The organism is Aeromonas sp. S18(2024), from assembly GCF_041402525.1.
Lineage (GTDB): Bacteria > Pseudomonadota > Gammaproteobacteria > Enterobacterales > Aeromonadaceae > Aeromonas > Aeromonas enteropelogenes.
Map to the genome: position 1 here is coordinate 399,650 of NZ_JBGLQV010000001.1, position 24,868 is coordinate 424,517.

Consider the following 24,868-nt stretch of genomic DNA (forward strand, 5'->3'; position numbering starts at 1 on the left):
CAATAAAATGCAAATGAGATTTGTTACTATTAATGCGCATTAGGCAGTCGAGGATCAGATGCAATTTGTTCGCCCTACATTGACCGTGGTCGCCGCGACCATTTCCACCCTGTTGACCGGTTCCGTGCTGGCCGCCCCTGCCCAGCGTTCGCAGGAAGCGCAGGCCGATGAGACCCTGACCGTGCTCGGTCAGACTTATCGCAACACAGCGACCAAGACTCGGCTCGACCCTATCGAGACGCCCCAGGCCATCTCGGTGGTGGACGGCGAGACGCTGGAACAGCGGGGGGCCAGTTCGGTGAGCGAGGCGCTGCGCTATGTGCCCGGCGTCAACACCGAGCTGCGCGGCGGCGCCGTCAACCGGCTGGATCTGTTCAACATCCGCGGCTTTGACAACTACCAGAATTTCTACGATGGCCTGCTGCTGCAGTACAACGAGTGGAACCTGCAACCCCAGATAGATCCGGTGGCCATTGAGCAGCTGGAGGTGTTCAAGGGGCCAACCTCGGTGCTTTATGGCAGTATGCCCCCCGGCGGCATGGTCAACCTTATCGCCAAGCGCCCCCAGCGCGAGGCAAGACACAGCGTGAACGTCGCCACAGGCACGGGCAATCTCAAGGAGATGAGCCTCGATAGCACGGGGGCCATCAGCGAGACCCTCGCCTACCGTATGGTAGGGCTGGCCCGCCAGAAAGAGGGGCAGGCGGTGACCTCACAGGAAGAGCGCTACGTCTTTGCGCCATCGCTGGACTGGCAGCTGGGCGAGCGCACCCTGCTCAACCTGAATCTCTATTACCAGCGGGACCCGGCGGCGGGCATCTACACGACGGTACCGGCCAGCGGCTCGGTGGAGGCCAATCCCCTGGGCCAGCTTGGCAGTGACACCTTCCTGGGGGACGAGCAGTGGAACCACTACAGTCGGGAGGTGACCCTGCTGGGCTACAAGCTGGGCCACGACTTCAACGACCGCTGGCAGCTGCTGCAAAATGCCCGCTATATGGATGCCTCGGCCGATCAGCGCAACACCTACAACGGGGCGCTGGAGGCGGATCACCGCACCCTGACCCGCAACGCCTATCTGACGGATGAAGACTCCCGCGGCTTTGTCATCGACAACCAGCTGGCGGGCAGGGTACAAACCGGCGCCGCCCAGCACAACCTGCTGCTCGGGGTCGACTACCAGTATCTGGATGCCCATGTGCTTTACCGGGATACCCTGGACTATTCGGCGCCCGCCATCGACATCTTCGCCCCGAACCACAACCAGCTGGTTTCGGTGCAGCCAACGTTCAACTATCAGGACAAGAAGGTGATCCGCCAGCACCAGAGCGGTCTCTATCTGCAGGATCAGTTGCGCCTCGATCGACTGGTGGTGATTGGTGGTGCGCGCTACGACAGCTACCGGATGGACACCGACAGCCACTCCCTCTATCAGGGGGCGGCGAGCCATACCCTGGCCACCGTGGATCAGAACAATCTCTCTTTCCGTCTAGGCGCCCTGTACGAGCTGGACGGCGGTTTCTCCCCCTATGCGAGCTATGCCGAGAGTTTCGAGCCGGTATCGGGGGCGGACAAGCATGGCAAGGCGTTTGAGCCGGCCACCGGCCAGCAATGGGAGGGGGGCGTCAAGTACCTCTCCGATGACATGAGCAAGACGGCGACCGTCTCGGTGTTCCACATCACCAAGCAGCACGCGCTGGTGACGGATCCGGACAACCTCTACGGCCCCATGCTGCAGACCGGGGAGATGGTCTCCCGCGGCGTCGAGCTGGAGGGGAGGGTCGATCTCACCAGCCAGTTTGATCTGGCGCTCAATTACACTCGCCTCGATATGGAGATTACCCGCGATACTACGGAACTACAGGGCAAGACGCCGGTCTGGGTGCCCGAGCAGACCGCCTCCTTGTGGAGCAACTATCGCTTCGAGCGGGGTCTGCGGCTGGGGACCGGCTTGCGTTATGTGGGCAAGGCCCAGCTCGATGCCGATAACAGCGGCACAGTGCCCGATTACCTGCTGATGGATATGAGTGCTTCTTACGATCTGGCGCACCTCAGCCAGCGTTTCAAGGGGGTGGAAGCCTCCCTCGTCGCCAGCAATCTGTTCGACAAGACCTACTACTCCTGCTACGACCGGAACAACTGCTGGTTCGGGGCCGAGCGCAACCTGGAGGCTCGACTCAAATACGCATTCTGACCCTGCGCCCCGGAGATCGTCCGGGGCTTGCCAGCGCACCCTCTTATGCTCCATCAGCCCCGCGTTATCCGATCGGGGCTGATGGGGGGCGCACTGTGCTCGCCATGCCTACTCTGGAAGCACTGCGGGGAGCGCCTCGGGATGAGATAGCGGCGGAGCATCGGGCCCTGTTTGCGGCCGCCGCCAAGCTTATCCCGTCGCTGACGGGACGCATTCGGGAGGCGGAGGGGAGCGCTCTGCTGACGTCATCCTCGCCGATGGCGCCTGCCCGGGTGGCGGCCGAGCTTCACGCCTACTGGCAACAGGTACATCCGGAGGCGGGGCCAGCTTACTGGCTGACCCGCAGCTGGAGCATGCTCAGCTGGCAGTCCATCTATCTGGCCATGGTGGCCGTCTATCGCCAGGGGGCCGTGCCTGCGCTGGATAAGCTGGAACTGGACTATCGGGAGGGACTGGTCAGTGGCATGACCCTGCCGGTGGCGCCCATGATCAAGGGGGAGACAGAGACCCTGATCGAGGCTGCGGGCGAACGGTTGCAGGTGCACTGGCAGGCACTGCTTGCGCTGCTGGGCGGAGTACAACGGTTGCGGCCCGGTTTCGTGCGCCCGCTCCTGGCCGATGATCTGCTGGCGGCACTGGTGCGGGTGCCGGACTTTTTTACCGAGGTGAGCCGCGAGACGGTGACGGCCCACGCACCGCTCTGGCTCGCCGCCTGCGCCCTGCCGGATAGCCATCTGGCGGGGTGGCGTCCGGCCTCGTTACCGCAGGATGATGCGTCCCCCGGCTATGTGCGTCAGCGCTGTTGCCTACATTACAAGCGCCGCGATGGCGCGCTCTGCGGCAACTGCCCGCGGCGCCAGCAGGACAAGAGTGTCTGTGCACATGCAGGGGATCAGACGGAGCAGACTGAGCCATAGCCGTCGCCGTTCGGCTCGCCTTGCCTCTGGCAAACACCTGTTTCCGATATAGGCCGCCATTATGGCGGCCTTGTTATGTCTATTTCTGATCGCCCATCTTGCTGCGAATGCGGGCAAACAGGCTCTGCAGACAGGCCTGATCCCGATCGGCGGCGCGCACCGCGCCATACATATGGCGGCGTACGCCATCCCCGAGTGGCCGTGTTTCGAGCAGCCCCTGGCGGACAAACTCGTCGCTGGCCCAGCGCGGCAGGGCGGCGACACCCAGCCCGGCGGCAGCCATCTGCAACATGACCGAGGTGTTGTCCACCGGCTTGCAGCGAGCGGGCTCCACTCCGGCCGGTTGCAGGAAGCGGCTGAACACATCCATCCGGGTGCGCTCCACCGGGTAGACCAGCAATACCTCCTGGCGAAGATCTTCTGGTGCGATGCGCGCTTGCCGACAGAGCGGGTGATCCGGTGCCATCACCAGGGTGAGATCGAAGGCAAACAGCGGTTCGAAATGAAGATCGCCGCGGGCCTGCACGTCCGAGGTGAGCAGCAGATCGAGTTGGCCGCCGAGCAGGGCAGCCAGGGCATCAAAGCCCGGCACCGACTCCACCTCCAGATCCACCCCTGGCCACTGGCGGCGAAAATCAGGCAACAGCGGCAGCAGCCACTGGATGCAGCTGTGGCAATCGAGCGCCAGGTGCAGGCGACCGGCGTCGCCGCTGTGCAGGGCCTGTAGCTGCTTCTCGGTCTGGGCCAGGGCAGGCAGCACCTGACGGGCCAGCGCCAGCAGCTGGTTGCCCGCCGCCGTCAGCACCAGGGGTCGGCTCTTTCGCAAAAACAGCTCCAGATTGAGGCGGGTCTCCAGCTCTTTGAGTTGGTGGGAGAGGGCCGACTGGGTGAGGTTGAGGGTGAGCGCCGCCCCGGCCAGCGACCCTTGCTCGGCCAGTGCCGTCACCGTCTTCAAGTGTTTGATCTCGATGCTTGAATTGCTTGGCACCGCCATGACATGGCTCCTTGTGGCATCGGCTGAAGATGCGCTTGCGTGTCAGTTGAGGATTTCTTGAGAAGCAGTTGAAAAGGATTCAATAGCCAACGCCACCTTATCTTGTCATTTTGGATGTGTAAACATCTGGATGGCCAAATCATCCAGTTTCCCATCAGATGAACGAGCATAAGGAATTGGAACTATGACCCGAGCACACACCCTGGGCTTCCCCCGTATCGGCGCCAAGCGCGAGCTGAAATTTGCCCTCGAATCCTACTGGCGTGGCGAAACCAGCCAGGCCGAGCTTATCGCCGTGGGCAAGAGCCTGCGTGAGCGTCACTGGCAGGCCCAGCGCAGCGCCGGGGTCAACCTGCTGCCGGTGGGCGATTTCGCCTGGTACGACCAAGTGCTCGGCACCAGCCTGCTGGTGGATGCGGTGCCCGCCCGTCACCGCCACGGCGACACCGATCTTGACACTCTGTTTCGGGTCGCCCGCGGCCGCGCGCCGACCGGCCCCGCCGCCGCCGCCGCCGCCGCCGAGATGACCAAGTGGTTCAACACCAACTACCACTACCTGGTGCCGGAATTTTACCGCGACCAGCGCTTCAAGCTGGGCTGGAGCCAGCTGTTTGACGAAGTGGAAGAGGCCAAGGCCCTGGGGCTGCCGGTCAAGGCGGTGCTGTTGGGCCCCGTCTCTTACCTGTGGCTTGGCAAGGAGAAGGAGAGCGGTTTCTCCCGCCTCGAGCTGCTGGATCGCCTGCTCATCGTCTACCAGGAAATTCTGGCCAAGCTGGCGTCCCAGGGCGTGGAGTGGGTACAGATCGACGAGCCGGCCCTGGCGCTGGACCTGCCGGACGAGTGGCGCCTGGCCTACCTCAAGGCGTATGAGCGCCTCGCCGGCCCCTGCAAGCTGCTGCTCACCACCTACTTCGGGTCTGTGGCCCATCAGCGCGACATCATCACCAGCCTGAAGGTGGACGGCCTGCACCTGGATCTGGTGGCGGCCCCCGAGCAGCTCGAGACGCTCGTTCCTCATCTGCCGGCCCAGTGGGTGCTCTCGGCTGGCGTCATTAACGGCCGCAACGTCTGGCGCGCCAACCTGGCCAAGCTGGCCCCGACCCTCAAGGCACTGAAAGAGAAGCTTGGCGAGCGCCTCTGGGTCGGCTCCTCCTGCTCCCTGTTGCACAGCCCGGTGGATCTCACTCTGGAGCAGGAGCTGGACCCCCAGACCCGCAGCTGGTTCGCCTTCGCCCTGCAAAAGTGCTACGAGCTGGGCCTGCTGGCTGCTTATTTGGATAACAAAGAGCCGGATGGCGGGGAGCTGGACAAGATCACGGCCTACAGCCAGCCCATCATCGCTCGGGAGTCCGACAGCCGGGTGCACAAGAAGGCGGTGCAGTCGCGCCTGGCCAGCCTCACCAACAGCGATTTTGATCGCCACAACCCCTATCCGGTGCGGGCAGAGGTTCAGCGCGCCGAGCTCAAGCTGCCGCTGCTGCCCACCACCACCATCGGCTCCTTCCCGCAGACCCCGGAGATCCGCGTGCTGCGTCAGGATTGGCGGGCCGGTCGCATCGACGATGGCGCCTACGAGGCGGGCATTCAGGCCCAGATCAAGGATGCCATCTTGCGCCAGGAGGCCATCGGGCTGGACGTGCTGGTGCACGGCGAGGCCGAGCGCAACGACATGGTGGAATACTTCGGCGAGCTGCTGGACGGCTTTGCCATCACCCGCTTCGGCTGGGTACAGAGCTATGGCTCCCGCTGCGTCAAGCCGCCGGTGATCACCCGTGACATCGACCGTCCGACCCCCATGACCCTGGAGTGGACCCAGTTTGCCCAGAGCCTGACCGAGAAACCGGTGAAGGGGATGTTGACCGGTCCCGTGACCATCCTCTGCTGGTCCTTCCCGCGGGAAGACGTGAGCCGCGAGCAGTCCGCCCTGCAGATCGGTCTGGCCATTCGTGACGAGGTGGCGGATCTGGAGGCCGCCGGCATCAAGATCATCCAGATCGACGAGCCGGCGATCCGCGAGGGGCTGCCCCTGCGCAAGCAGGATCATCAGGCCTACCTCGACTGGGCGGTGCGCGCCTTCCGCCTGAGCGCGAGCCCGGTGGTGGACAGCACCCAGATCCACACCCACATGTGCTACAGCGACTTCAACCTCATTATCGAGGCGGTGGCCGCGCTCGACGCGGACGTCATCACCATCGAGACCAGCCGCAGCCAGATGCAGCTGTTGGGGGCGTTCGAGCGCTTCAACTACCCCAACGAAATTGGCCCGGGGGTCTATGACATCCACTCGCCCAACGTGCCGAGCCAGGGCTGGATTGAGGATCTGATCCGCAAGGCCGCCAAGCAGATCCCGGCCGAGCGGCTCTGGGTCAACCCGGACTGCGGCCTCAAGACCCGCGGCTGGGAAGAGACCACCGCCGCCCTCAGCGTGATGGTGGAGGCGACCCGGGCGCTGCGGGCCGAGCTGGCCTGAGCCACAGTACCCTGTCGGCCAAACAACACACGCAGGCCGTCGGTCTGAATCGGCAGCACTGATAGCGACGCAAGAGAGAGGGAAGGCCGCGGCCTTCCCTCAGTTTTTTCCGCTATTTGGTTGTTGTGGGCAGTCAGGCTTGTGACAAGCCCTGATCTGACCCCGGCAGCGCGGACTGTGCAGCGCCGATTCCTGTGGTGAGGGTACAGACTGTCTGCCAGAAGGCCTCGATGAGGGGGCCCTTGCTGTGGGGCGGGCGAATAAGGCCTATGGTCCAGCAGGCTTCCCCTTCGGTCAGCGGCAGGGTCAGCACATCCGGGTGCTCTATGGTGGTGGAGGAGGGCACCAGGGTCCAGGCGATATCGGCGGCGGCGGTGGCGACGCCGGCGGCGAAGTCGTTGACGTACTGGATATCGCGAAAACGCAGCCCGCTCTGGGCCAGGTAGTGCATCAGGTGATCGTAAAACGAGGGGGCCTTGTCCCGGCGCAGGATGGCCAGCGGCTTGTCCACCAGATCAGCCAGCTTGCTCACGCCGGCGTAGCTGGCGGGCAGCACGGCGACAAAATGGGCCCGCACCACCGGCAGGCACGGCCACCCCTTGGGGGCGGGCAGGCGGCAGAAGCCGAGATCCAGCTTGCCTTCGCTCAGGGCCAGCAACTGATGGTGGGTGGAGAGATCGTTGAGCTCTATGGTCACCTGGGGGCGTTCGGCCCGAAATTGCGCAATGGCGGCGGGCACCAGCAGCTTGGTGGCAACGCCAAAGCCGATGCGCAGGGTGCCGCTGTTGCCGGCCAGCACGTCGCGGGCGCTGCGGCCGAGTTGCTCGCTGGCCGCCACCAGGGCGCGGGCATCCTCATAAAGGGCGCGCCCCAGCACGGTGAGACGGGTGGTGCTTGCATTGCGCTCGAACAGCTCGCCGCCCAATTCCTCTTCCAGCCGTTTTATCTGTTTGCTCAGCGCCGACTGGGTGACGTGCTGGCGCACCGCCGCCTGACCGAAGTGCAGTACCTCCCCCAGGGTGACGAAGGCCTTCAGATCCCGCAACTCCATGTCGGCTCCTATGATTCCTGTTTGGAATGTTGAATGGTTAAATTTGTCATTGGACGGAATTTTAGAACTGTTCGATGCTAATGCCAATTCCATTGGGCACCGCCAGTCGGTGCGATCAAGGTGGCCAGCCCACCGCCGCAGAAGGAGCAACCCCAGATGCATCACCACAAGTTCAACGACTTCCCGCAAGATTTTCTGTGGGGCGCCGCCTCCGCCGCCTATCAGGTGGAAGGGGGCTGGGACGCCGATGGCAAGGGGCCCTCGGTGTGGGATCTCTTCACCAAGCTGCCGGGCAAGACCTTTGAGGGGAGCAACGGCGACGTGGCGGTGGATCATTACCACCGCATGGAGGAGGACGTGGCGCTGATGGCCGAGATGGGGCTCAAGGCCTACCGCTTCTCGGTGAGCTGGCCGCGCATCTACCCGACCGGCCGTGGCGAGGTGAACGAGGCGGGGCTCGCCTTCTATGAAAAACTCATCGATACCCTCTTGGCCCACCAGATTGAGCCGGTGCTCACCCTCTATCACTGGGATTTGCCCCAGGCGCTGCAGGATGAATACGGCGGCTGGGAAGACAGACGGATCATCGCCGATTTCGAGCGCTACTGCGTGACCCTCTACCAGCGTTTTGCCGGCAAGGTGAAGTACTGGGTGTCGCTCAATGAACAGAACTACAACCTGACCAACGCCTATCAGCTCGGCACCCATCCGCCCGCAGTGCAAGACCGCAAGCGCTTCTTTGCTGCCAACCACATCGCGTTTCTGGCCAACGCCCGGGTCATCAAGGCGTTCCGCCAGCACGTGCCGGGGGGACTGATAGGCCCAAGCTTTGCCTATTCTCCCGCCTATCCGGCCTCGTGCGACCCCAAAGACATGCTGGCTTACGAGAATGCCGAGGAGTTCACCAACCTCTGGTGGCTGGATGCCTACTGCTTCGGCCGCTACCCCCAGGCAGCGCTCGCCTACCTGCGGGAGAACGGCGAGGCGCCGGAGATCCTGCCGGGCGATCTCGAGCTGTTGCGCGAGGGGACACCCGACTACATCGGCGTCAACTACTACTACACCCTGACCTATACCGACAACCCCCTCGGCGGCCAGACGATGCAGCGCATCAACACCACGGGCAAGAAGGGCACTACGCCGCCGAGCGGCATTCCCGGCCTCTACAAGACGGCCCCCAACCCGCACCTGGAGACCAGCAACTGGGACTGGGCCATCGACCCGACCGGGATGCGCATCGCCCTGCGCCGGCTCTCCTCCCGCTACGGTCTGCCGCTGATGATCACCGAGAACGGCCTCGGCGAGTTCGACAAGCTGGCAGAGGGAGATCGGGTGCACGACGACTACCGCATCGACTATCTGCGCAGCCACGTCAAGGCGTGCCAGGAGGCGCTGCAGGACGGGGTGGAGCTGCTGGGCTATTGCGCCTGGTCGTTCACCGACATCCTGAGCTGGCTCAACGGCTACCAGAAGCGCTACGGCTTCGTCTATGTTGAGCGAGACGAGCAGGGAGGCTCCCTGCGCCGCCTCAAGAAGGACAGCTTCTTCTGGTATCAGTCGGTCATCGCGAGCCAGGGCAAGCAGCTCTAACTCACCATCGCGGTGATCCCTCTTGCGCGGGATCGGGCGGCAGCCCGGTCCCGTTTGCCGATCAATGCGGCGACCCCATCGCCTCTCTCCTCTTTCTCCCTTCTGTTTGCGTCCGGCGCTGATTTTTGTCCTGCCAAAGCCGTTGACCCCTGCTATTATCTGCGGCCAAACATGAGCCAATAAAATCAGGACATTGTGATGACCGACCACACTTTTATTCCCGGCAAGGACGCGGCGCTGGAAGACTCCATCGAACGCTTCCAGACCAAGCTGCAAGCCCTGGGGTTTGATATCGAAGAGGCCTCCTGGCTCAACCCCGTGCCCAACGTCTGGTCCGTGCACATCCGTGACAAGGAGTGCTCCCTCTGCTTTACCAATGGCAAGGGCGCCAGCAAAAAGGCCGCACTGGCCTCGGCCCTCGGTGAGTACTTCGAGCGTCTCTCCACCAACTACTTCTTCGCCGACTTTTATCTGGGCGAGCAGGTAGCGAACGGTGATTTCGTCCACTACCCGAACGAGAAGTGGTTCCCCATCGAGGGGGATCAACTGCCTGCCGGTCTGCTCGACTCCTTCACCCGCAAGTTCTACAACCCGGATGGGGAAGTGACCGCCGACATGCTGGTGGATCTGCAGTCTGGCAACGAGGAGCGCGGCATCGTCGCCCTGCCGTTCGAGCGCCAGTCCGACCATCAGACCGTCTACATCCCGATGAACATCATCGGCAACCTCTATGTCTCCAACGGCATGAGTGCCGGCAACACCAAGACCGAGGCCCGCACCCAGGCGCTCTCCGAGGTGTTCGAGCGTCACGTGAAGAACAAGATCATCGCCGAGGCCATCAGCCTGCCGGAGATCCCTGCTGAGGTGATCGCCCGTTACCCAGGGATCCAGGCCTCCATCGCCGCCCTTGAGGCCGAAGGTTTCCCCATCTACAGCTTCGATGCGTCCCTGGGTGGCCGCTATCCGGTCATCTGCGTGGTGTTGCTCAACCCGAGCAACGGCACCTGCTTTGCCTCCTTCGGTGCCCACCCGCGCTTTGAAGTGGCGTTCGAGCGCACCGTCACCGAGCTGCTGCAGGGGCGTGGCCTCAAGGATCTGGACGTGTTCGTTCCGCCCTCGTTCGACAACGAGCAGGTAGCGGATCACCACAACCTGGAGACCCACTTCATCGACTCCTCCGGTCTCATCAGCTGGGATCTGTTCAAGCAGGATGCGGACTTCGAGTATGCCGACTGGGATTTTCGCGGCACGTCGCAAGAGGAGTTCGATCACCTGATCGGCATCTTCCACGAGCTGGAGCAGCCGGTCTATATCGCCGACTACGAGCACCTGGGCGTCTATGCCTGCCGCATCCTGGTGCCCGGCATGTCCGACATCTATCCGGCCGAGGATCTGTTGCTGGCCAACAACACCATGGGGGCTCACCTGCGGGAAACTATTCTGGCGCTGCCGGCGCTGGAGTGGGATGCAGAGCAATACATGGCGCTGTTTGACCAGCTGGATGAAGAGGGGCACGACGAGCGCACCCGGGTGCGAGAGCTGCTTGGCATCGCCGCCGCCAAGGGCACCGCTCTGCATACCCTGAGAGTCGGTGAGCTCAAGGCCATGCTGGCACTGGCCGCAGGCGAGCTGGAGACGGCGCTCGATCTCATCGACTGGACCATGGAATTCAACCAATCGGTGTTCCCGGCCGAACGGGCCAACTACTACCGCGCCCTGCGCGCCTGTGTCGAGCTCTTCCTGGACGAGGATCGCGATCCCGAGCAGTACCGCACCGTGTTTGCCCGCATGTTCGGCGAAGATACCTTGGCTGAAGCCTGGGCCCACGCCAGCGGCGAGGCGCGCTTCCACGGTCTGGAGGCGGCCGATCTGTCGCTTGAGCAGTTCCCGCTGCACCAGAAACTGCTGGCGGCTTACGAAAAGTTGCAGAAAGCCAAACGCACCCACCAGTGGGCGTAAGGCCATAACGTGTTAAAAAGGGGGCGTTCGGCCCCTTTTTTATGCAAAAGACAGAGTGTGATGCGTTATTCAAAGATGAAATAAAAAACAAAAAATACCCCTAAGGGGGTTGACGAAGGGGAGGGGAGAACAGGGTTGTCCCGCAAAGATATCTTGCCGATAATACTTTGAGGTGGATATCAATAAATTCTTTTAAATCATTGCATTAAAAAAAATGCGCTTCTGTTTCAGCTGAAACCTGGTGTAAACTTATGGCTCCGCAGCCTTAAAATCTTTGTAGTAAAATTACATTCGCACACTGATAAATTTGATCAATGTCAATTTTGGCCATTTGCCCCTTTGTTATGATTTCGGCAGGCAAAACGTTCAGGTACAAAATAATTGAAAACTGAATCTCCATTCGATTGTCTCAAACCCGAAGCCATCGCAGCACTGGCTGAAGACATCACTTATGCCAAGGCCACCAAGCCGGCATACAAGGTCATTCCACTGGCCATTACCGCAGGCGCTTTCATCGCCATCGCGTTTATCTTCTACATTACGGTGACCACAGGCTCCTCTTCCATGTCATGGGGCATGGCGAAGTTGGTCGGCGGTCTCTGCTTCTCCCTTGGTCTTATTCTTTGTGTGCTGCTCGGTGCCGAGCTGTTCACCTCCACCACCCTGACCCTGGTGGCCAAGGCAGCCAACCGCATCAGTTGGGCACAGCTGTTCAAAAACTGGGGCCTGGTCTACTTTGGCAACCTGATTGGTGGCCTGCTCATGGTGGGGCTTATCATCATGTCGGCGGAATACACTGCGGCAGATGGCCAGTGGGGCCTCAATGCCCTGAAAGTGGCTCAGCACAAGATCCACCATACTTTCTTTGAAGCGGTTGCCCTTGGCATCCTGTGCAACCTGATGGTCTGCCTTGCCGCCTGGATGGCATTTGGTGCCCGCAGTGCCACTGACAAGGTCGTGGTGATGTTGCTGCCGGTTGCCATGTTCGTTGCCTCCGGCTTCGAGCACAGCATCGCAAACATGTTTATGATTCCGGTTGGTATCGCGATTCACAGCGTGGCCAGCCCGGAATTCTGGCAGGCTATCGGACAGGATCCGGCAAGCTTCGCCGATCTGACCGTATCCAACTTTGTCCTACACAACCTCATCCCTGTCACCATTGGCAATATCATCGGTGGTGGCGTCATGGTTGGTTTGACTTACTGGTTTATCTTCCGTCGTCATCATTAAGGATGATTGCGGGATACTACATCAATACCGTGTGAGGTAATGAAAAATGGCAGAACTTAACGAACAGTTCCAAAAAGCATGGGAAGGCTTCGCGGCCGGTGAATGGCAGACTTCTGTCAACACCCGTGACTTCATCCAGAAGAACTACACCCCGTATGAAGGTGACGAGTCCTTCCTGGCTGGCGCGACCGAAGCGACCACCAAGCTGTGGGACAAGGTCATGGAAGGCATCAAGATCGAGAACCGCACTCACGCGCCGGTTGATTTTGATACCGACCTGCCCTCCACCATTACCGCACACGATGCCGGTTACATCGATCAGAGCCTGGAGCAGATCGTTGGCCTGCAGACTGACAAGCCGCTGAAGCGCGCCATCATCGCCAACGGCGGTATCAAGATGGTCAAGACTTCTTGCGAAGTGTACGGTCGTCAGCTGGACCCCATGGTCGAGAAGATCTTCACCGAGTACCGCAAGACTCACAACCAGGGCGTGTTTGACGTTTACACCAAAGACATCCTGAACTGCCGCAAGTCCGGCGTTATCACCGGTCTGCCGGATGCCTACGGCCGTGGCCGTATCATCGGTGACTACCGTCGTGTTGCCCTGTACGGTATCGACTTCCTGATGGCCGACAAACTGGCCCAGTTCAAGTCCCTGCAGGAAGATCTGGAAAACGGCGTCAACCTGGAAGCCACCATCCGTCTGCGCGAAGAGATCTCCGAGCAGCACCGTGCTCTGGCCCAGATGAAAGTCATGGCTGCCAAGTATGGTTGCGACATCTCCGTACCGGCAAAGAACGCCAAAGAAGCCGTACAGTGGACCTACTTCGCCTACCTGGCGGCAGTCAAGTCCCAGAACGGTGCAGCCATGTCCTTCGGTCGTACCTCCAGCTTCCTGGACATCTATATCGAACGTGACCTGCAGAAGGGTCTGATCACCGAACAGGAAGCCCAGGAGCTGATGGACCACATGGTCATGAAGCTGCGTATGGTTCGCTTCCTGCGTACTCCGGAATACGATTCACTGTTCTCCGGCGACCCGATGTGGGCCACCGAGACTCTGGCCGGTATGGGCGTTGATGGCCGTACCCTGGTCACCAAGAACAGCTTCCGTATGCTGAACACCCTGTACACCATGGGCCCGTCCCCTGAGCCGAACCTGACCATCCTGTGGTCCGAGAAGCTGCCGGTCGGTTTCAAGAAGTACTGTGCCAAGGTATCTATCGAGACCTCTTCCGTTCAGTACGAGAACGACGATCTGATGCGTCCGGACTTCAACAACGATGACTACGCCATCGCTTGCTGTGTGTCCCCGATGATCGTGGGCAAGCAAATGCAGTTCTTCGGTGCTCGTGCCAACCTGGCCAAGACTATGCTGTACGCCATCAATGGCGGTATGGACGAGAAGATGAAGCTGCAGGTCGGTCCGAAGACCGAGATGATCACCTCCGAGTACCTGAACTACGACGAAGTGATGGATCGTCTGGATCACTTCATGGACTGGCTGGCCAAGCAGTACGTAGCGGCCCTGAACATCATCCACTACATGCACGACAAGTACAGCTACGAAGCCTCTCTGATGGCGCTGCACGATCGTGACGTGTATCGCACCATGGCTTGCGGTATCGCCGGTCTGTCCGTTGCTGCCGACTCCCTGTCTGCCATCAAGTACGCCAAGGTCAAGCCGGTGCGTGATGAAGACGGCGTGGCCATCGACTTCGAAATCGAAGGCGAGTACCCGCAGTTCGGTAACAACGACGCTCGCGTCGATGACATCGCCTGCGACCTGGTTGAGCGCTTCATGAAGAAGATTCAGAAGCTGAACACCTACCGTGGCGCCGTGGCTACCCAGTCCGTGCTGACCATCACCTCTAACGTGGTGTACGGCAAGAAGACCGGTAACACCCCGGATGGTCGTCGCGCCGGTGCGCCGTTCGGCCCGGGTGCCAACCCGATGCACGGTCGTGACCAGAAGGGTGCGGTTGCCTCTCTGACTTCCGTTGCCAAGCTGCCGTTCGCTTACGCCAAAGATGGTATCTCCTATACCTTCTCCATCGTGCCGAACGCACTGGGTAAAGACATGGAAGCCCAGAAGGCCAACCTGGCTGGTCTGATGGACGGTTACTTCCACCACGAAGCCAACGTAGAAGGTGGTCAGCACCTGAACGTGAACGTGATGAACCGTGAAATGCTGCTGGACGCCATGGAAAACCCGGAGAAATATCCGCAGTTGACCATCCGTGTTTCCGGTTATGCCGTTCGCTTCAACTCTTTGACTAAAGAGCAACAGCAAGACGTCATCACCCGTACCTTCACCGCTTCTCTGTAATCGAGAACTCGTGATTAAAAACCGGCGCCAAGGCGCCGGTTTTTTTATGCTTGTCATTCAGAGGACGGGGTGATTTTCTGCCTCTGCCTCTGCCTCTGCCTCTGCCTCTGCCTCTGCCTCTGCCTCTGCCTCTTACCGTTACCGCTATCTCAGGCGCTGACAAAGGGATGGGTGAGAGTGGCAGGAAAGAAGGGGCGATTCAGAGGGTATGGTTGACGAAAAACGGGAGAGATCAAAAAGGGCTGCGTGGGCAGCCCTTGGTCTAGCTTGATGTATGGCGCTATGCCTTGGGCTCAGCTTGCCCAGGTGATGATATGGTCGGCCCACTCGCCGGCATCGACCTCATGGATGACTTTGCCCCGTACCGATTGTCCGGCCTGGTGCATGGCAGAGCGGTTGCCGGTGATAAGGGGATGCCAGGCCGGCAGGGGATTGCCTTCTGCCAGTAGACGATAGGCGCAGGTCGATGGCAGCCAGTCATACTCGGCGATTTTGTCATGAGTGATCTGCAGGCAGTCAGGCTCTTTTTTGAAGCGATTCAGGTAGTCAGAACACTGGCAGGTCTTGGTGTTGAGCAGGTTGCAAGCGACATTGGTGAATACCAGCTCTTCGGTGTCTTCATCGATAAGCTTGTTGAGGCAGCACTTGCCACAGCCGTCACAGAGGGATTCCCATTCTGACTCGGTCATCTGTTGCAGACTCTTGGTCTGCCAAAAAGGGGCTTGCATCATACTGCTCACTTAATACACCTGATAAAACGCGTGGTTATACCTCTTGTTACCTCACATTTCAAGGATGACGGCCCATTGCCAGTGGCATGTGTTTTCCAAGGGCAATGGCTGGCTCAAAATAACCTTGCTCTGATCCGCAAGTTGTTATCATCGGGCCCCATCTCCATCCTTACAGCTTCCATCATTTATGGCGATGACCTATCTCTTTGGCCGAGTCTCGCCATAGCCGGTTTTTGTCAGTGATTGAGGTAGATATCCTGTTCTGCATAGGCGACCTGTGGCTTGGCTGCTCTTGGCGTCACGTCGCCCAAATAACGGATGAATACGCCAGATTGCTGTTCCAGCCGTTGCAATTTGGCGTGATCAAGTTCGATCGTTTCGGGTAACCAGGTGAACACGGCAGCACAATGGCCCAGGCCGAGGCTGCGCTCCAGTGTCTGCTGCCAGTTCTTGATCTTGGTGCTGTGCACAATCAAGACCCTGGCTGGATCAAGTCCCTGTTCCTGCAGATGGAGAGCAGCAGGGCGGCCTGGGGGGGCGATCAGCAGGATCCATCCCTTGGTAGGAATTGACTGCGTACCCAGTTCTTTGTGCAGCGGTTCATCAGACAAGAAAGACGCGCGAGCGTGAGTCGGTCCCGCTTTGCAAGCCGTTCTGGTTGGCCAGGGATTGCTCATGGTACGGGTTATTCCATAGAGAGGTGAGTGCTGGGGCTGGTTCATCTACGTATCCTGTATAAAAACTCAAGCTGTATGTCTATACAGTAGTTCTGTCCTGTGACGCTGACAAGGCATTTTTGCCAAAAAATGTGATGCCCTTGGCAGGAGGGGAGAAAAAGATACTGATTTATCAGGAAAATATTTTTTAAAAACAGTGGTCGTTTTTTATTCGATGGACAAATGGAATGGAACCGCCCATGGTTATACAAGGTTAATGCAGGGGAGGTGACGTCATGGATATCAGTACTTTGCAGCGTCTGGATGCCAACATCTTGTTGGGCATCATCAATGAAAAGCTGAGACTGGAGTGTGACGGGCTGGAAGAGCTGCTGGCTTATTACGACATGAGTGAGGAGCAGCTGGCGAACAGGCTGGGCCAGATTGGGTATCACTATGATCCCTTGACCAACCAGTTCAAGGCTCATCCCTGAACAACGGGGGATATCGTGTTGGCTTCATATTACATTTTGGCGCATTGAAATCGCTTTCAATGCGCCATTTCATGGCTTATTTTCAAGGATTTTCAAGACTTGGCAACCTCTGAAAACCTATTCATATTTCATTATTTTTACGATTGCATTAACTTATTGATTTTTATGGTTTTGATTGGTTTTTAAAAGAATTTTAAGGAAAGGGTTTTCATACTTTTCTTGCGTTTCCCGTGGGGTAAAGTGTGACTTGCGTTAACTTTTAATTCAGCTGCTTTCGTTAGTATTCTCACGCCGGTAAATATTTGAGATAACAACAGCGCCGGACCCGTTAACCGGGATAACAATTTTATTTGTAACGAAGGAATATGGTTTATGGCTACCAAGAAGAAGACAGACCAGGATCTCCAACTGGATAAAGATCAGCTCAAGGCGAGTATCGTGCGTCACCTGCGTTCTACCTTGGGTACAAGCGAACAGAAAGCCTCTCCCGAAGCGTGGTGGAAAGCCACCGCTGCGGCCGTCAACGAACAGGTGTACGAGCGCCTGACCCGCACTCAGCAGACTCACTTCAAGAAAGACACTCGTGCGATTCACTATCTCTCTGCTGAATTTCTGATGGGGCGTTTGACCTCCAACAACCTGCATAACCTCTCCCTGTACAAGATCTGCGAAGAAGCGCTTGGCGAGCTGGGTCTGGAACTGACCGATCTCTGCGAGCAAGAGCCGGATATGGCCCTTGGCAACGGCGGCCTGGGTCGACTGGCGGCCTGCTTCATCGATTCGCTGGCGACCCTCAACTATCCGGCCGTTGGCTACGGCATTCACTACGAGCACGGCCTGTTCCGTCAGGAAATTCAGGATGGTCGCCAGATTGAGCGTCCGGACTCCTGGCGTGAATATGGCAACCCCTGGGAGATCTGCCGCCCGGAATCGGTGCAGGAGATCCCGCTCTACGGCTACGTGGAAACCGTGTTTGGTGACAAGGGCGGCCTGAAGAAGGTGTGGCACGCCGGTCGCAAGATCAAAGGGGTGCCCTGGGATATCCCGGTGGTTGGCTTCGGCGGCCACACCGTCAACATCCTGCGTTTGTGGGAGTCCCGTGCTTCCGAGTTCTTCGATTGGGACGTGTTCAACGCCGGTGGTTACATCGACTCTCAGGCCGAGAAAGCCCAGGCCGAGACCATCTCCAAGGTGCTCTATCCAAACGATGATACGGATGCAGGCAAGGAGCTGCGTCTGATCCAGCAGTACTTCTTCTGCGCCTGTTCCATCAAGGACATCATGCGCCGCTACAAGCGGGTACACGGTGCCGATTTCAGCAACTTTGCGGCACAGATCGCCATCCAGCTCAACGATACCCACCCGACCGTGGCGATCCCCGAGCTGATGCGGGTGCTGGTGGATGAAGAGGGGCTGACCTGGGAAGCGGCCTGGGCCATCAGCTACCAGGTGTTCTCCTACACCAACCACACTTTGCTGCCGGAGGCGCTGGAGAAGTGGTCTGTCAGCCTGTTTGAGAAGGTGCTGCCGCGCCATCTGGAGATCATCTATGAAATCAACGCCCGCTTCCTGAATGATCTGGTTGAGCCAAAGTGGCCGGGCAACGATGCCATCAAAGCCAAGCTTTCCATCATTGAAGAGGGGGCTGTGCGCAAGGTGCGCATGGGCAACCTGTGTGTCATCGGCTCCTCCAAGGTGAACGGCGTGGCCGAGATCCACTCCAAGCTGGTGAAGGAAGATCTCTTCCCCGAGTATGCCGAGCTGTGGCCAGAGAAAATGTGCAACGTCACCAACGGCGTGACTCCGCGTCGCTGGCTGCTGGCCTGCAACCCGGAACTGGCCGAGCTCTACAACGAGGTGGTTGGCAAAGAGTGGCCGCTGCAACTGGACAAGCTGCGCAGCGTCACCAAGTTTGCCGACGACAAGGCCTTCCAGAAGCAGTTCATGACCATCAAGCGTCACAACAAGGAGAAGCTGGTCAAGGTCATCAAGGCCGAAACCGGTATCGACGTCAGTGCCGAGGCGATCTTCGACGTCCAGATCAAACGTCTGCACGAATACAAGCGCCAGCAGCTGAACCTTATCCACATCATGGCACTCTACCGTCGTCTGCTGGCCAACCCGGACTACGACATGCACCCGCGGGTGTTCATCTTCGGCTCCAAGGCGGCGCCCGGTTACAAGCTGGCCAAGGACATCATCTACGCCATCAACAAGCTGGCGGAGCGGGTCAATAACGATGCCCGTATCCAGGGCAAGCTGAAAGTGGTGTTCATGCCGAACTACCGCGTGAGCCTGGCCGAGAAGCTGATCCCGGCGGCGGACGTCTCCGAGCAGATCTCCACCGCAGGTTACGAGGCATCCGGTACCGGCAACATGAAGATGGCACTGAACGGCGCCATTACCATAGGTACCCTGGACGGCGCCAACATCGAGATCGCCGAAGAGGCCGGTGCCGAAAACTGCGCCATCTTCGGTTTGAATGTGGACGAGGTGAAGTCCCTGAAGGGGCGTGGTTACAACCCCTATGACTTCTACTATGCCAACTCCGAACTCAAAGCCGTGCTGGACTGGTTCGATACCGATTACTTCACGCCGGGTCGCCCGGGGGAGCTCTCCTCCATCAAGCGTTCCCTGCTGGAAGGAGGCGACCCCTACCTGACCCTGGCAGATTTCGCCTCCTATTCGGAAGCGCACAAGCTGATCGATACCTGGTATCGGGAGCCGGCACTGTGGGCGAAGAAGGCGATCATCAACTCGGCTACCATGGGCAAGTTCAACTCCGACCGCTCCATCCAGGACTATGTGGATCGGATCTGGAAATTGAAGCCCTGCAATATCGGTTAACAACGACCCGAGACCAAGCCCCACCATGCGGGTAATGCAAGTCAGTTAAGAGAATTTGAGTCCCAACCCGCGGGGTATAAGGGCTAAAGAGTGAGGGAGGCATGATGCCTCCCTCTTTTTCTTGCATGCCAATCAGGGCAAGGGTTGGAGCCAAATTGACTCTTTAATCATGGAGTCGCTTGGATATTCAATATATCGAATACTTAGTCACAAAAATGCTTAACTGACTGGCATTACGCCATGCGGGGACTGTTTTATTCAAAGTGGTGCGGTTTTCTGGTTCGCATGAGCAGAGATACAAGGAGGGGGAGGTAGAGGTCTGACATTTTCGCGGGGAGAATGACAAATATGAAAAAGGCCCCGTCAGGGGCCTTGGCATACATGGGTTAACTCAATGGAGTATGTCGCCCATGAAGTAGGCAAGCATGGTCAGAATGACAGTGAAGACCAGGTTCAGCACCAGGCCTGCTCGCATCATTTCACGCTGCTGAATGTGGCCGCTGGCAAACACAATGGCGTTGGGCGGCGTGGCGACAGGCAACATGAAGGCACAAGAGGCACCGACGGCGATCAGCACGGAGACGACGATGGGCGACACCCCCAAGGCTTCCGCAACGCCGGCAAACAGGGGCACCAGCAGGGCGGCGGTGGCAGTGTTGGACACCAGCTCGGTCAGGAACACCACGAAGGCGGTCAGGCACAGCAGGATGACGAAGATTGGCATGGCGGCGAGACCGTTGGAGAGGTGCTCCGCCAGGAAGGCGTTGGCGCCGGTCTGCTTCAGGATGGCGCTCAGGGTCAGGCCACCACCGAACAGCATCAGCACACCCCAGTCGGTGTTCTGGTTGATGTCATCCCAGCTGGCCACCCGGCTGATGGCAATAGCCAGGATGGCGCCCATGGCGATCAGGGTGTCGAACTGGGGAATGCCTCCCAACGCCTTGGCGATGGGTTGTGAGCCAATCCACAGCAGGACTGTGGTCAGGAAGATGCACAGGGTCACCTTGCGCTGGCCGGTCCACTGGATGGTCACCCGTTCGGTGCTGACTTGGTGGGAGAGATTGGGGCGCGTCACCAGATAGAGCAGGCCGATGCCCACCGGCATGAAGATGATGACCACCGGGATGCCGAATCTCATCCAGTCGGTAAAGCCAAGACCCATCTGGGCTGCAGCGATGGCATTGGGGGGGCTGCCGACCAGGGTGCCGATCCCGCCGATACTGGCGCTGTAGGCGACGCCCAGCAGGACGAAGACCAGGGTGCGGCGATCCTTGTGAATGTCGAGGCCTTTTAGCATACCGAGGGCCAGCGGCATCATCATGGCGGCGGTGGCGGTGTTGCTGATCCACATGGAGAGGGCCGCCGTGATGGTGAAGAGTACCATGGAGGCCCAGCCCAGATGCCCCTTGGCGAGCTGCATCACCTTGGCGGCGATCTGGGTGTCCAGCCCCTGTTTGGAGAGGGCGGCTGCCAGGGCAAAACCCCCGAAGAAGAGGAACAGGACGGGGTTGGCGAAGTCCGTCAGGGACTTGCTCATGTCAAACACCCCGAGCAGGGTGGCGAGTACAGGAATGGACAAGGCCGTGATGGTGATATTCACCGCTTCGGTAAGCCAGAGGATGGCGATGAAGATCAGGATGGCGAGGCCCTTGTTGACCATGGGGTCAAACGGGAGCCAGGCCAGCATGGCACAAAGCAGCAGGACATCCAGGATCACGATCCCTGATTTGATGTCCAGCCAGCGTGATGGTACTGAGGGTACAGCAGATGTGTGCATAGCATTCTCTCGGTTAATTTATGGTTGTTGTTGTGTTGCCGAGATTACATTCATTCACCTGTTTGAAACAGTGGGGTGTGCTGGAAATCTGCCTCTATTCACAAATTATGGACATGAAAACAAAGTTTAAAACAAATAAAAAACCATATCGAAACACAAATTAAACATCTTGAAACTGTTCCAGCCACTGTTTGAACATGCTTTTTGGCAATGAGCCATTGATCTGGGCCAGAACCTTTCCTTGCCTGAATACCATCAGGGTGGGAATGCTGCGAATGGCGTAGCGTGCGGCCAGGGTAGCCTGTTGTTCGGTATCCACCTTGACGAACCGCAAGCCCGGTTCAAATTCGTGCGCCACATCGTGGAAGACGGGGGCAAATTGTTGGCAGGGGCCGCACCAGCTGGCCCAAAAATCGACAACCACCGGGATATCGGACTGGATCAGGGTATCAAACTGCGCCTCTTGTCCGATGCAGGGGGTCTGGCTGAACAGGGGAGACTTGCAGTGACCACAGTTGGCAGACAGGCTGAGCCGGTCTTGGGGCAGGCGGTTTCGTTTAAAGCAGTGACTACAATAAGTAGTGATAAATGACATAATAAGCTCCGGTGTGCTCGATGCTGCGCGAAATATTGTCACCAGTTCAGGGACATATAACGGTAACATGGTGACTGGCCGGTGTGGATCATTCACTTCGGGATAAAAGTGACAACGGCCGTATCTGCGACCTTGAAATGAGAGACGGGATGAATAAAGGATCACGGAAGAACCGTGTTGTGCTGGGGCTGATTGTTGCCTTGTTGCTCGCCTTTTCCGGCTACTGTTGGCAGTTGCTCAGCTGGCAGCAGCAGGCACAGGAGCTGAATACGGCGGCCGAGGTGGTACTCAACCGCATCAATTCGGATACCGTCTATCTGCTGGGGCGGGAAAAGGCCAACGATGAAAGTGTCCAACAGCGGCTTGGCCAGCTCTCTTTCACCCTCGATGGGTTTGCGCGCAAGGTGCGCAGCGATCCAGACAAGACCCACGCCCACCTCGCCAAGGCACTGTTGCAGGATATGGACTCCTATCTGATGCAACTGGCCCGATTGCATGCCATGGAGATGTCCATCAGGTACATGGCGCAGCCGTTTGAACGCCAGTTGCAAAAAGTGCGTGAGCTCGGTGCGACCGACAGCCTATTGCAGCGGGATGTGCATGAGCTTGCGCAATTGAACGGTTATCTGCAACACAGCTGGGATCAGAACGAGCAGCAACAACTGCTCGCTTTGCAGCAGCAGCTCGCCTCCCGCTATCACAACCGCCCCGAGGTCATGAATCTGCTCGAACTCAGTGAAGAGATGGCCCGTCAGGTGGTGGGCTATCACTCGCTGCGTTACCAGTTGATCGACATGCATGTGAGCGACAGCCTGGTGCGCTGGAAACAGGGCAAGCTGGAGCGGGCCTCTGCGCTGATGAGCCACTTTTATTTGATGGTGCTGTTGGGGGCGCTCATCTGCTTCGGACTGGTGGCTGCAACCTTGTGGCGCCGCAACCAGAAGCTGAGCGAGCTATCACGCCAGACCGGGTTACTGGCACAGGCCAAGAGCGATTTTCTGGCCAACATGAGCCATGAGATCCGCACCCCCATGAACGCCATCATCGGTTTCAGTTCGCTGGCATTGCAGACCGAGCTGGATCAGCAGCAGCGGGATTACCTTGGCAAGATAAAATCCTCCTCCGATACCCTGCTGCTCCTTATCAACGACATCCTCGATCTGACCAAGGTGGAGTCCGGCAAGCTGACGCTGGAGGAGATCGATTTCGACCTGAGCGAGCAGCTCGACTCGCTGGCGGGCATGTTTGCCGATCTGGCCGAACGCAAGCATATCGAGGTGATCATTCGCAAATCCCCCGAGGTACCGCTCTTCTTGCGTGGCGATCCCCTGCGTCTGGGCCAGGTGCTGGTCAATCTGGTCAACAACGCCATCAAGTTTACCGAACGTGGCGAGGTCGAAGTCTCCATCGAACTGGCCAACTTGCATCCGATGCGGATCCGTTTTAGCGTGCGGGATACTGGGATCGGCATCGCCGAAGAGAAACAGGGCCAGTTGTTCCAGGCCTTTACCCAGCTGGAGGCGGGCAATACCCGCAAATATGGTGGCTCGGGACTGGGTCTGAATATCTCCCAGCGACTGGTCGAGCTGATGGGGGGGCGGATCACGGTGCAGAGCAAACCGGGCGTGGGTTCCCTGTTCCAGTTCGAGATCCCCATGGCCCAGGCCATGTACGGCGTTGCCGGCCACAGAGTCTTCTTCGAGAACCAGCCGCTGGTGATGGTGATGGATGACAACGAGCTGGTGCTGGAGCTGGCCAGGGATATTCTGAGCCGCGCCGGCATGCGTGTGCTGGCGGTCAACACCCTTTCCCGTGCCCGCCAGGTATTGCGCGAAGAGGGACCGAGTCTGCGACTCGCCATCCTCGACTGGCGCATGGGGCAGGAGGATGGTCTGGATCTGGCGCTTGAGATGTCCCAGCATCCCCAGTGGCGTCAGATTCCCATCCTGATGATCAGTGCCTGGGCCAGGGAGGGACTGCATGCCCGAATGGAGGGGCTGGGGCTGACCCACTTCCTGGCCAAGCCGATGACCGAAAATGCCTTGCTGGCCAAGGTGGATGAGCTGCTCAACGGCAGTGCCTACGACCACCATATCCGTCAGGCCGAGGCGCAGGGGGAACAGCAGTACTTCAAATCCCTGCTGCAGGGGACCCGTGTCTTGCTGGCCGAGGACAACAGGGTCAACCAGCAACTCATCATCGAATATCTGCGCCGGGTCGAGGCCGTGGTGACCGTGGTCAACAATGGGCGGGAAGCGGTGGAACGGGTCTCCGAGCAACCTTTTGACGTCATCCTGATGGACTTGCAGATGCCGGTGCTCGACGGATTGGATGCGACCCGCCAGATCCGCAAAATGGTCGACAAGCATGACGTCCCCATCATAGCCCTGACCGCCAGTGCCATGCCCGGTGACAAGGAGCGTTGTCTCGGGGTCGGGATGAATGGTTATGTGACCAAGCCGGTCAGCAAGCTGGATCTTTACAACAACCTGCTGCAATGGGGGAAACGCCAGGGGAGCGAGCAGAGTGGCCTGCTCGAGGTCAAGCCGCCGGACATGATGGGGATCCTCGATCTGCAGGACGCCCTCAAGCGACTGGATCAGGACAAGGAGGCGTTGCAGATCCTGTTCAAGCTGTTCATGTCGGAACACAAGGACGACCTGTGGGAGATCCGCTCCGCCCTGCGTCGCCAGCAGCCCGAGATCGCCAGCAAGTTGCTGCACACACTCAAGGGAGTCTCTGCCAATATTTCGGCCTCTCGCTTGCAGATGGTGGCAGGAGAGCTGGAGTGGCGGCTGCGGCAAAACGAAGTGCTGGAGGATGTGGATCTGGAGCAATTGCAAGCTGTCTTTAGCCAGACGCGGGAAGAGGTATCCCACTTTCTGCTCACGGGCGAACAGCATGAAAATTCGTATGGTGCCTATACCCTGGCAGATGATCGCATGTCTCAGGGGATCAAATAGTAATAATTCTCAACCATTTCGGTTCGGGATATGATTAGCCTTCATTCGAGTCGCCTCCAGCCGTAGGCGAC

Annotated in this window: 16 protein-coding genes; 10 read left to right on the forward strand and 6 right to left on the reverse strand. The window is 58.9% G+C overall.

Features of this window, described 5'->3' with window-relative positions:
* The first annotated feature begins 58 nt into the window (after positions 1 to 58).
* Both ACB034_RS01765 and ACB034_RS01770 read left to right on the forward strand, forming a co-directional pair.
* The gene (locus tag ACB034_RS01765) at positions 59 to 2,194 is read left to right on the forward strand and encodes a TonB-dependent siderophore receptor (RefSeq protein WP_371171919.1); all 2,136 of its coding nucleotides are present in this window, start codon (positions 59 to 61) and stop codon (positions 2,192 to 2,194) included.
* Positions 2,195 to 2,298: 104 nt separating this feature from the next.
* On the forward strand, positions 2,299 to 3,111 hold the full coding sequence (locus ACB034_RS01770; RefSeq protein WP_371171920.1) for a siderophore ferric iron reductase: 813 nt from the start codon (positions 2,299 to 2,301) through the stop codon (positions 3,109 to 3,111).
* 79 nt (positions 3,112 to 3,190) lie between these two features.
* Here the strand turns inward: ACB034_RS01770 and ACB034_RS01775 are convergent, their stop codons facing one another.
* Positions 3,191 to 4,105 (reverse strand): LysR substrate-binding domain-containing protein, encoded by a 915-nt coding sequence (locus ACB034_RS01775; RefSeq protein WP_371171921.1) that lies wholly within the window; start codon positions 4,103 to 4,105, stop codon positions 3,191 to 3,193.
* 184 nt (positions 4,106 to 4,289) lie between these two features.
* Here ACB034_RS01775 and metE point away from each other — a divergent pair, with 184 nt between their 5' ends.
* A complete protein-coding gene (metE, locus tag ACB034_RS01780; RefSeq protein WP_371171922.1) occupies positions 4,290 to 6,575 on the forward strand; it encodes a 5-methyltetrahydropteroyltriglutamate--homocysteine S-methyltransferase in 2,286 nt (761 codons plus the stop codon).
* Positions 6,576 to 6,708: 133 nt separating this feature from the next.
* On the opposite strand, the gene ACB034_RS01785 is transcribed toward metE, so the two are convergent.
* Entirely contained in the window at positions 6,709 to 7,626 is a 918-nt protein-coding gene (locus ACB034_RS01785; RefSeq protein ID WP_371171923.1) for a LysR substrate-binding domain-containing protein, read from the reverse strand.
* 156 nt (positions 7,627 to 7,782) lie between these two features.
* Between ACB034_RS01785 and ACB034_RS01790 the strand changes: the two genes are divergently transcribed.
* The 4 genes from ACB034_RS01790 (at position 7,783) to pflB (ending at position 14,734) form a co-directional block, all read left to right on the forward strand.
* Positions 7,783 to 9,216: a glycoside hydrolase family 1 protein gene (locus ACB034_RS01790; protein ID WP_371171924.1), complete on the forward strand. Its 1,434-nt coding sequence runs from the start codon at positions 7,783 to 7,785 to the stop codon at positions 9,214 to 9,216.
* 198 nt (positions 9,217 to 9,414) lie between these two features.
* Positions 9,415 to 11,175 carry a 30S ribosomal protein S12 methylthiotransferase accessory factor YcaO gene (ycaO, locus tag ACB034_RS01795; RefSeq protein ID WP_371171925.1) on the forward strand — a complete coding sequence of 587 codons (1,761 nt, stop codon included), beginning with the start codon at positions 9,415 to 9,417 and terminating at the stop codon, positions 11,173 to 11,175.
* A gap of 381 nt (positions 11,176 to 11,556) precedes the next feature.
* Positions 11,557 to 12,405: a formate transporter FocA gene (focA, locus tag ACB034_RS01800; protein WP_042028928.1), complete on the forward strand. Its 849-nt coding sequence runs from the start codon at positions 11,557 to 11,559 to the stop codon at positions 12,403 to 12,405.
* 46 nt (positions 12,406 to 12,451) lie between these two features.
* Positions 12,452 to 14,734, forward strand: coding sequence for a formate C-acetyltransferase (gene pflB, locus ACB034_RS01805; protein WP_042028926.1), 2,283 nt, complete (start codon positions 12,452 to 12,454; stop codon positions 14,732 to 14,734).
* A gap of 293 nt (positions 14,735 to 15,027) precedes the next feature.
* Here pflB and ACB034_RS01810 read toward each other — a convergent pair whose 3' ends face one another.
* Positions 15,028 to 15,462, reverse strand: a complete 435-nt coding sequence (locus ACB034_RS01810; RefSeq protein ID WP_026456126.1) for a YcgN family cysteine cluster protein — start codon at positions 15,460 to 15,462, stop codon at positions 15,028 to 15,030.
* A gap of 239 nt (positions 15,463 to 15,701) precedes the next feature.
* Positions 15,702 to 16,187: a cell division inhibitor gene (locus ACB034_RS01815; RefSeq protein WP_338610093.1), complete on the reverse strand. Its 486-nt coding sequence runs from the start codon at positions 16,185 to 16,187 to the stop codon at positions 15,702 to 15,704.
* 230 nt (positions 16,188 to 16,417) lie between these two features.
* Here ACB034_RS01815 and ACB034_RS01820 point away from each other — a divergent pair, with 230 nt between their 5' ends.
* Together ACB034_RS01820 and ACB034_RS01825 are read left to right on the forward strand one after the other, a co-directional pair.
* A complete protein-coding gene (locus ACB034_RS01820) occupies positions 16,418 to 16,615 on the forward strand; it encodes a DUF4250 domain-containing protein (RefSeq protein WP_026456128.1) in 198 nt (65 codons plus the stop codon).
* A 372-nt stretch (positions 16,616 to 16,987) separates the two neighbouring features.
* Complete coding sequence (locus tag ACB034_RS01825; RefSeq protein ID WP_371171926.1) at positions 16,988 to 19,462, forward strand: glycogen/starch/alpha-glucan phosphorylase; 2,475 nt, start codon at positions 16,988 to 16,990, stop codon at positions 19,460 to 19,462.
* A 391-nt stretch (positions 19,463 to 19,853) separates the two neighbouring features.
* Here the strand turns inward: ACB034_RS01825 and ACB034_RS01830 are convergent, their stop codons facing one another.
* Both ACB034_RS01830 and trxC read right to left on the reverse strand, forming a co-directional pair.
* Positions 19,854 to 21,239, reverse strand: a complete 1,386-nt coding sequence (locus ACB034_RS01830) for a DASS family sodium-coupled anion symporter (protein ID WP_338610088.1) — start codon at positions 21,237 to 21,239, stop codon at positions 19,854 to 19,856.
* A 160-nt stretch (positions 21,240 to 21,399) separates the two neighbouring features.
* The gene (trxC, locus tag ACB034_RS01835) at positions 21,400 to 21,834 is read right to left on the reverse strand and encodes a thioredoxin TrxC (RefSeq protein WP_026456130.1); all 435 of its coding nucleotides are present in this window, start codon (positions 21,832 to 21,834) and stop codon (positions 21,400 to 21,402) included.
* A gap of 149 nt (positions 21,835 to 21,983) precedes the next feature.
* On the opposite strand from trxC, the gene ACB034_RS01840 reads away from it, so the two are divergent.
* Positions 21,984 to 24,797, forward strand: a complete 2,814-nt coding sequence (locus ACB034_RS01840) for a response regulator (protein ID WP_342012484.1) — start codon at positions 21,984 to 21,986, stop codon at positions 24,795 to 24,797.
* Positions 24,798 to 24,868: the final 71 nt, after the last annotated feature.

Bases quoted from the DNA above. Each gene is read 5' to 3' on its own strand.
- ACB034_RS01765 (WP_371171919.1), top strand. From the start codon at position 59: ATGCAATTTGTTCGCCCTACATTGACCGTGGTCGCCGCGACCATTTCC.
- ACB034_RS01770 (WP_371171920.1), top strand. From the start codon at position 2,299: ATGCCTACTCTGGAAGCACTGCGGGGAGCGCCTCGGGATGAGATAGCG.
- ACB034_RS01775 (WP_371171921.1), bottom strand. From the start codon at position 4,105: ATGGCGGTGCCAAGCAATTCAAGCATCGAGATCAAACACTTGAAGACG.
- metE (WP_371171922.1), top strand. From the start codon at position 4,290: ATGACCCGAGCACACACCCTGGGCTTCCCCCGTATCGGCGCCAAGCGC.
- ACB034_RS01785 (WP_371171923.1), bottom strand. From the start codon at position 7,626: ATGGAGTTGCGGGATCTGAAGGCCTTCGTCACCCTGGGGGAGGTACTG.
- ACB034_RS01790 (WP_371171924.1), top strand. From the start codon at position 7,783: ATGCATCACCACAAGTTCAACGACTTCCCGCAAGATTTTCTGTGGGGC.
- ycaO (WP_371171925.1), top strand. From the start codon at position 9,415: ATGACCGACCACACTTTTATTCCCGGCAAGGACGCGGCGCTGGAAGAC.
- pflB (WP_042028926.1), top strand. From the start codon at position 12,452: ATGGCAGAACTTAACGAACAGTTCCAAAAAGCATGGGAAGGCTTCGCG.
- ACB034_RS01810 (WP_026456126.1), bottom strand. From the start codon at position 15,462: ATGCAAGCCCCTTTTTGGCAGACCAAGAGTCTGCAACAGATGACCGAG.
- ACB034_RS01815 (WP_338610093.1), bottom strand. From the start codon at position 16,187: ATGAACCAGCCCCAGCACTCACCTCTCTATGGAATAACCCGTACCATG.
- ACB034_RS01820 (WP_026456128.1), top strand. From the start codon at position 16,418: ATGGATATCAGTACTTTGCAGCGTCTGGATGCCAACATCTTGTTGGGC.
- ACB034_RS01825 (WP_371171926.1), top strand. From the start codon at position 16,988: ATGGCTACCAAGAAGAAGACAGACCAGGATCTCCAACTGGATAAAGAT.
- ACB034_RS01830 (WP_338610088.1), bottom strand. From the start codon at position 21,239: ATGCACACATCTGCTGTACCCTCAGTACCATCACGCTGGCTGGACATC.
- trxC (WP_026456130.1), bottom strand. From the start codon at position 21,834: ATGTCATTTATCACTACTTATTGTAGTCACTGCTTTAAACGAAACCGC.
- ACB034_RS01840 (WP_342012484.1), top strand. From the start codon at position 21,984: ATGAATAAAGGATCACGGAAGAACCGTGTTGTGCTGGGGCTGATTGTT.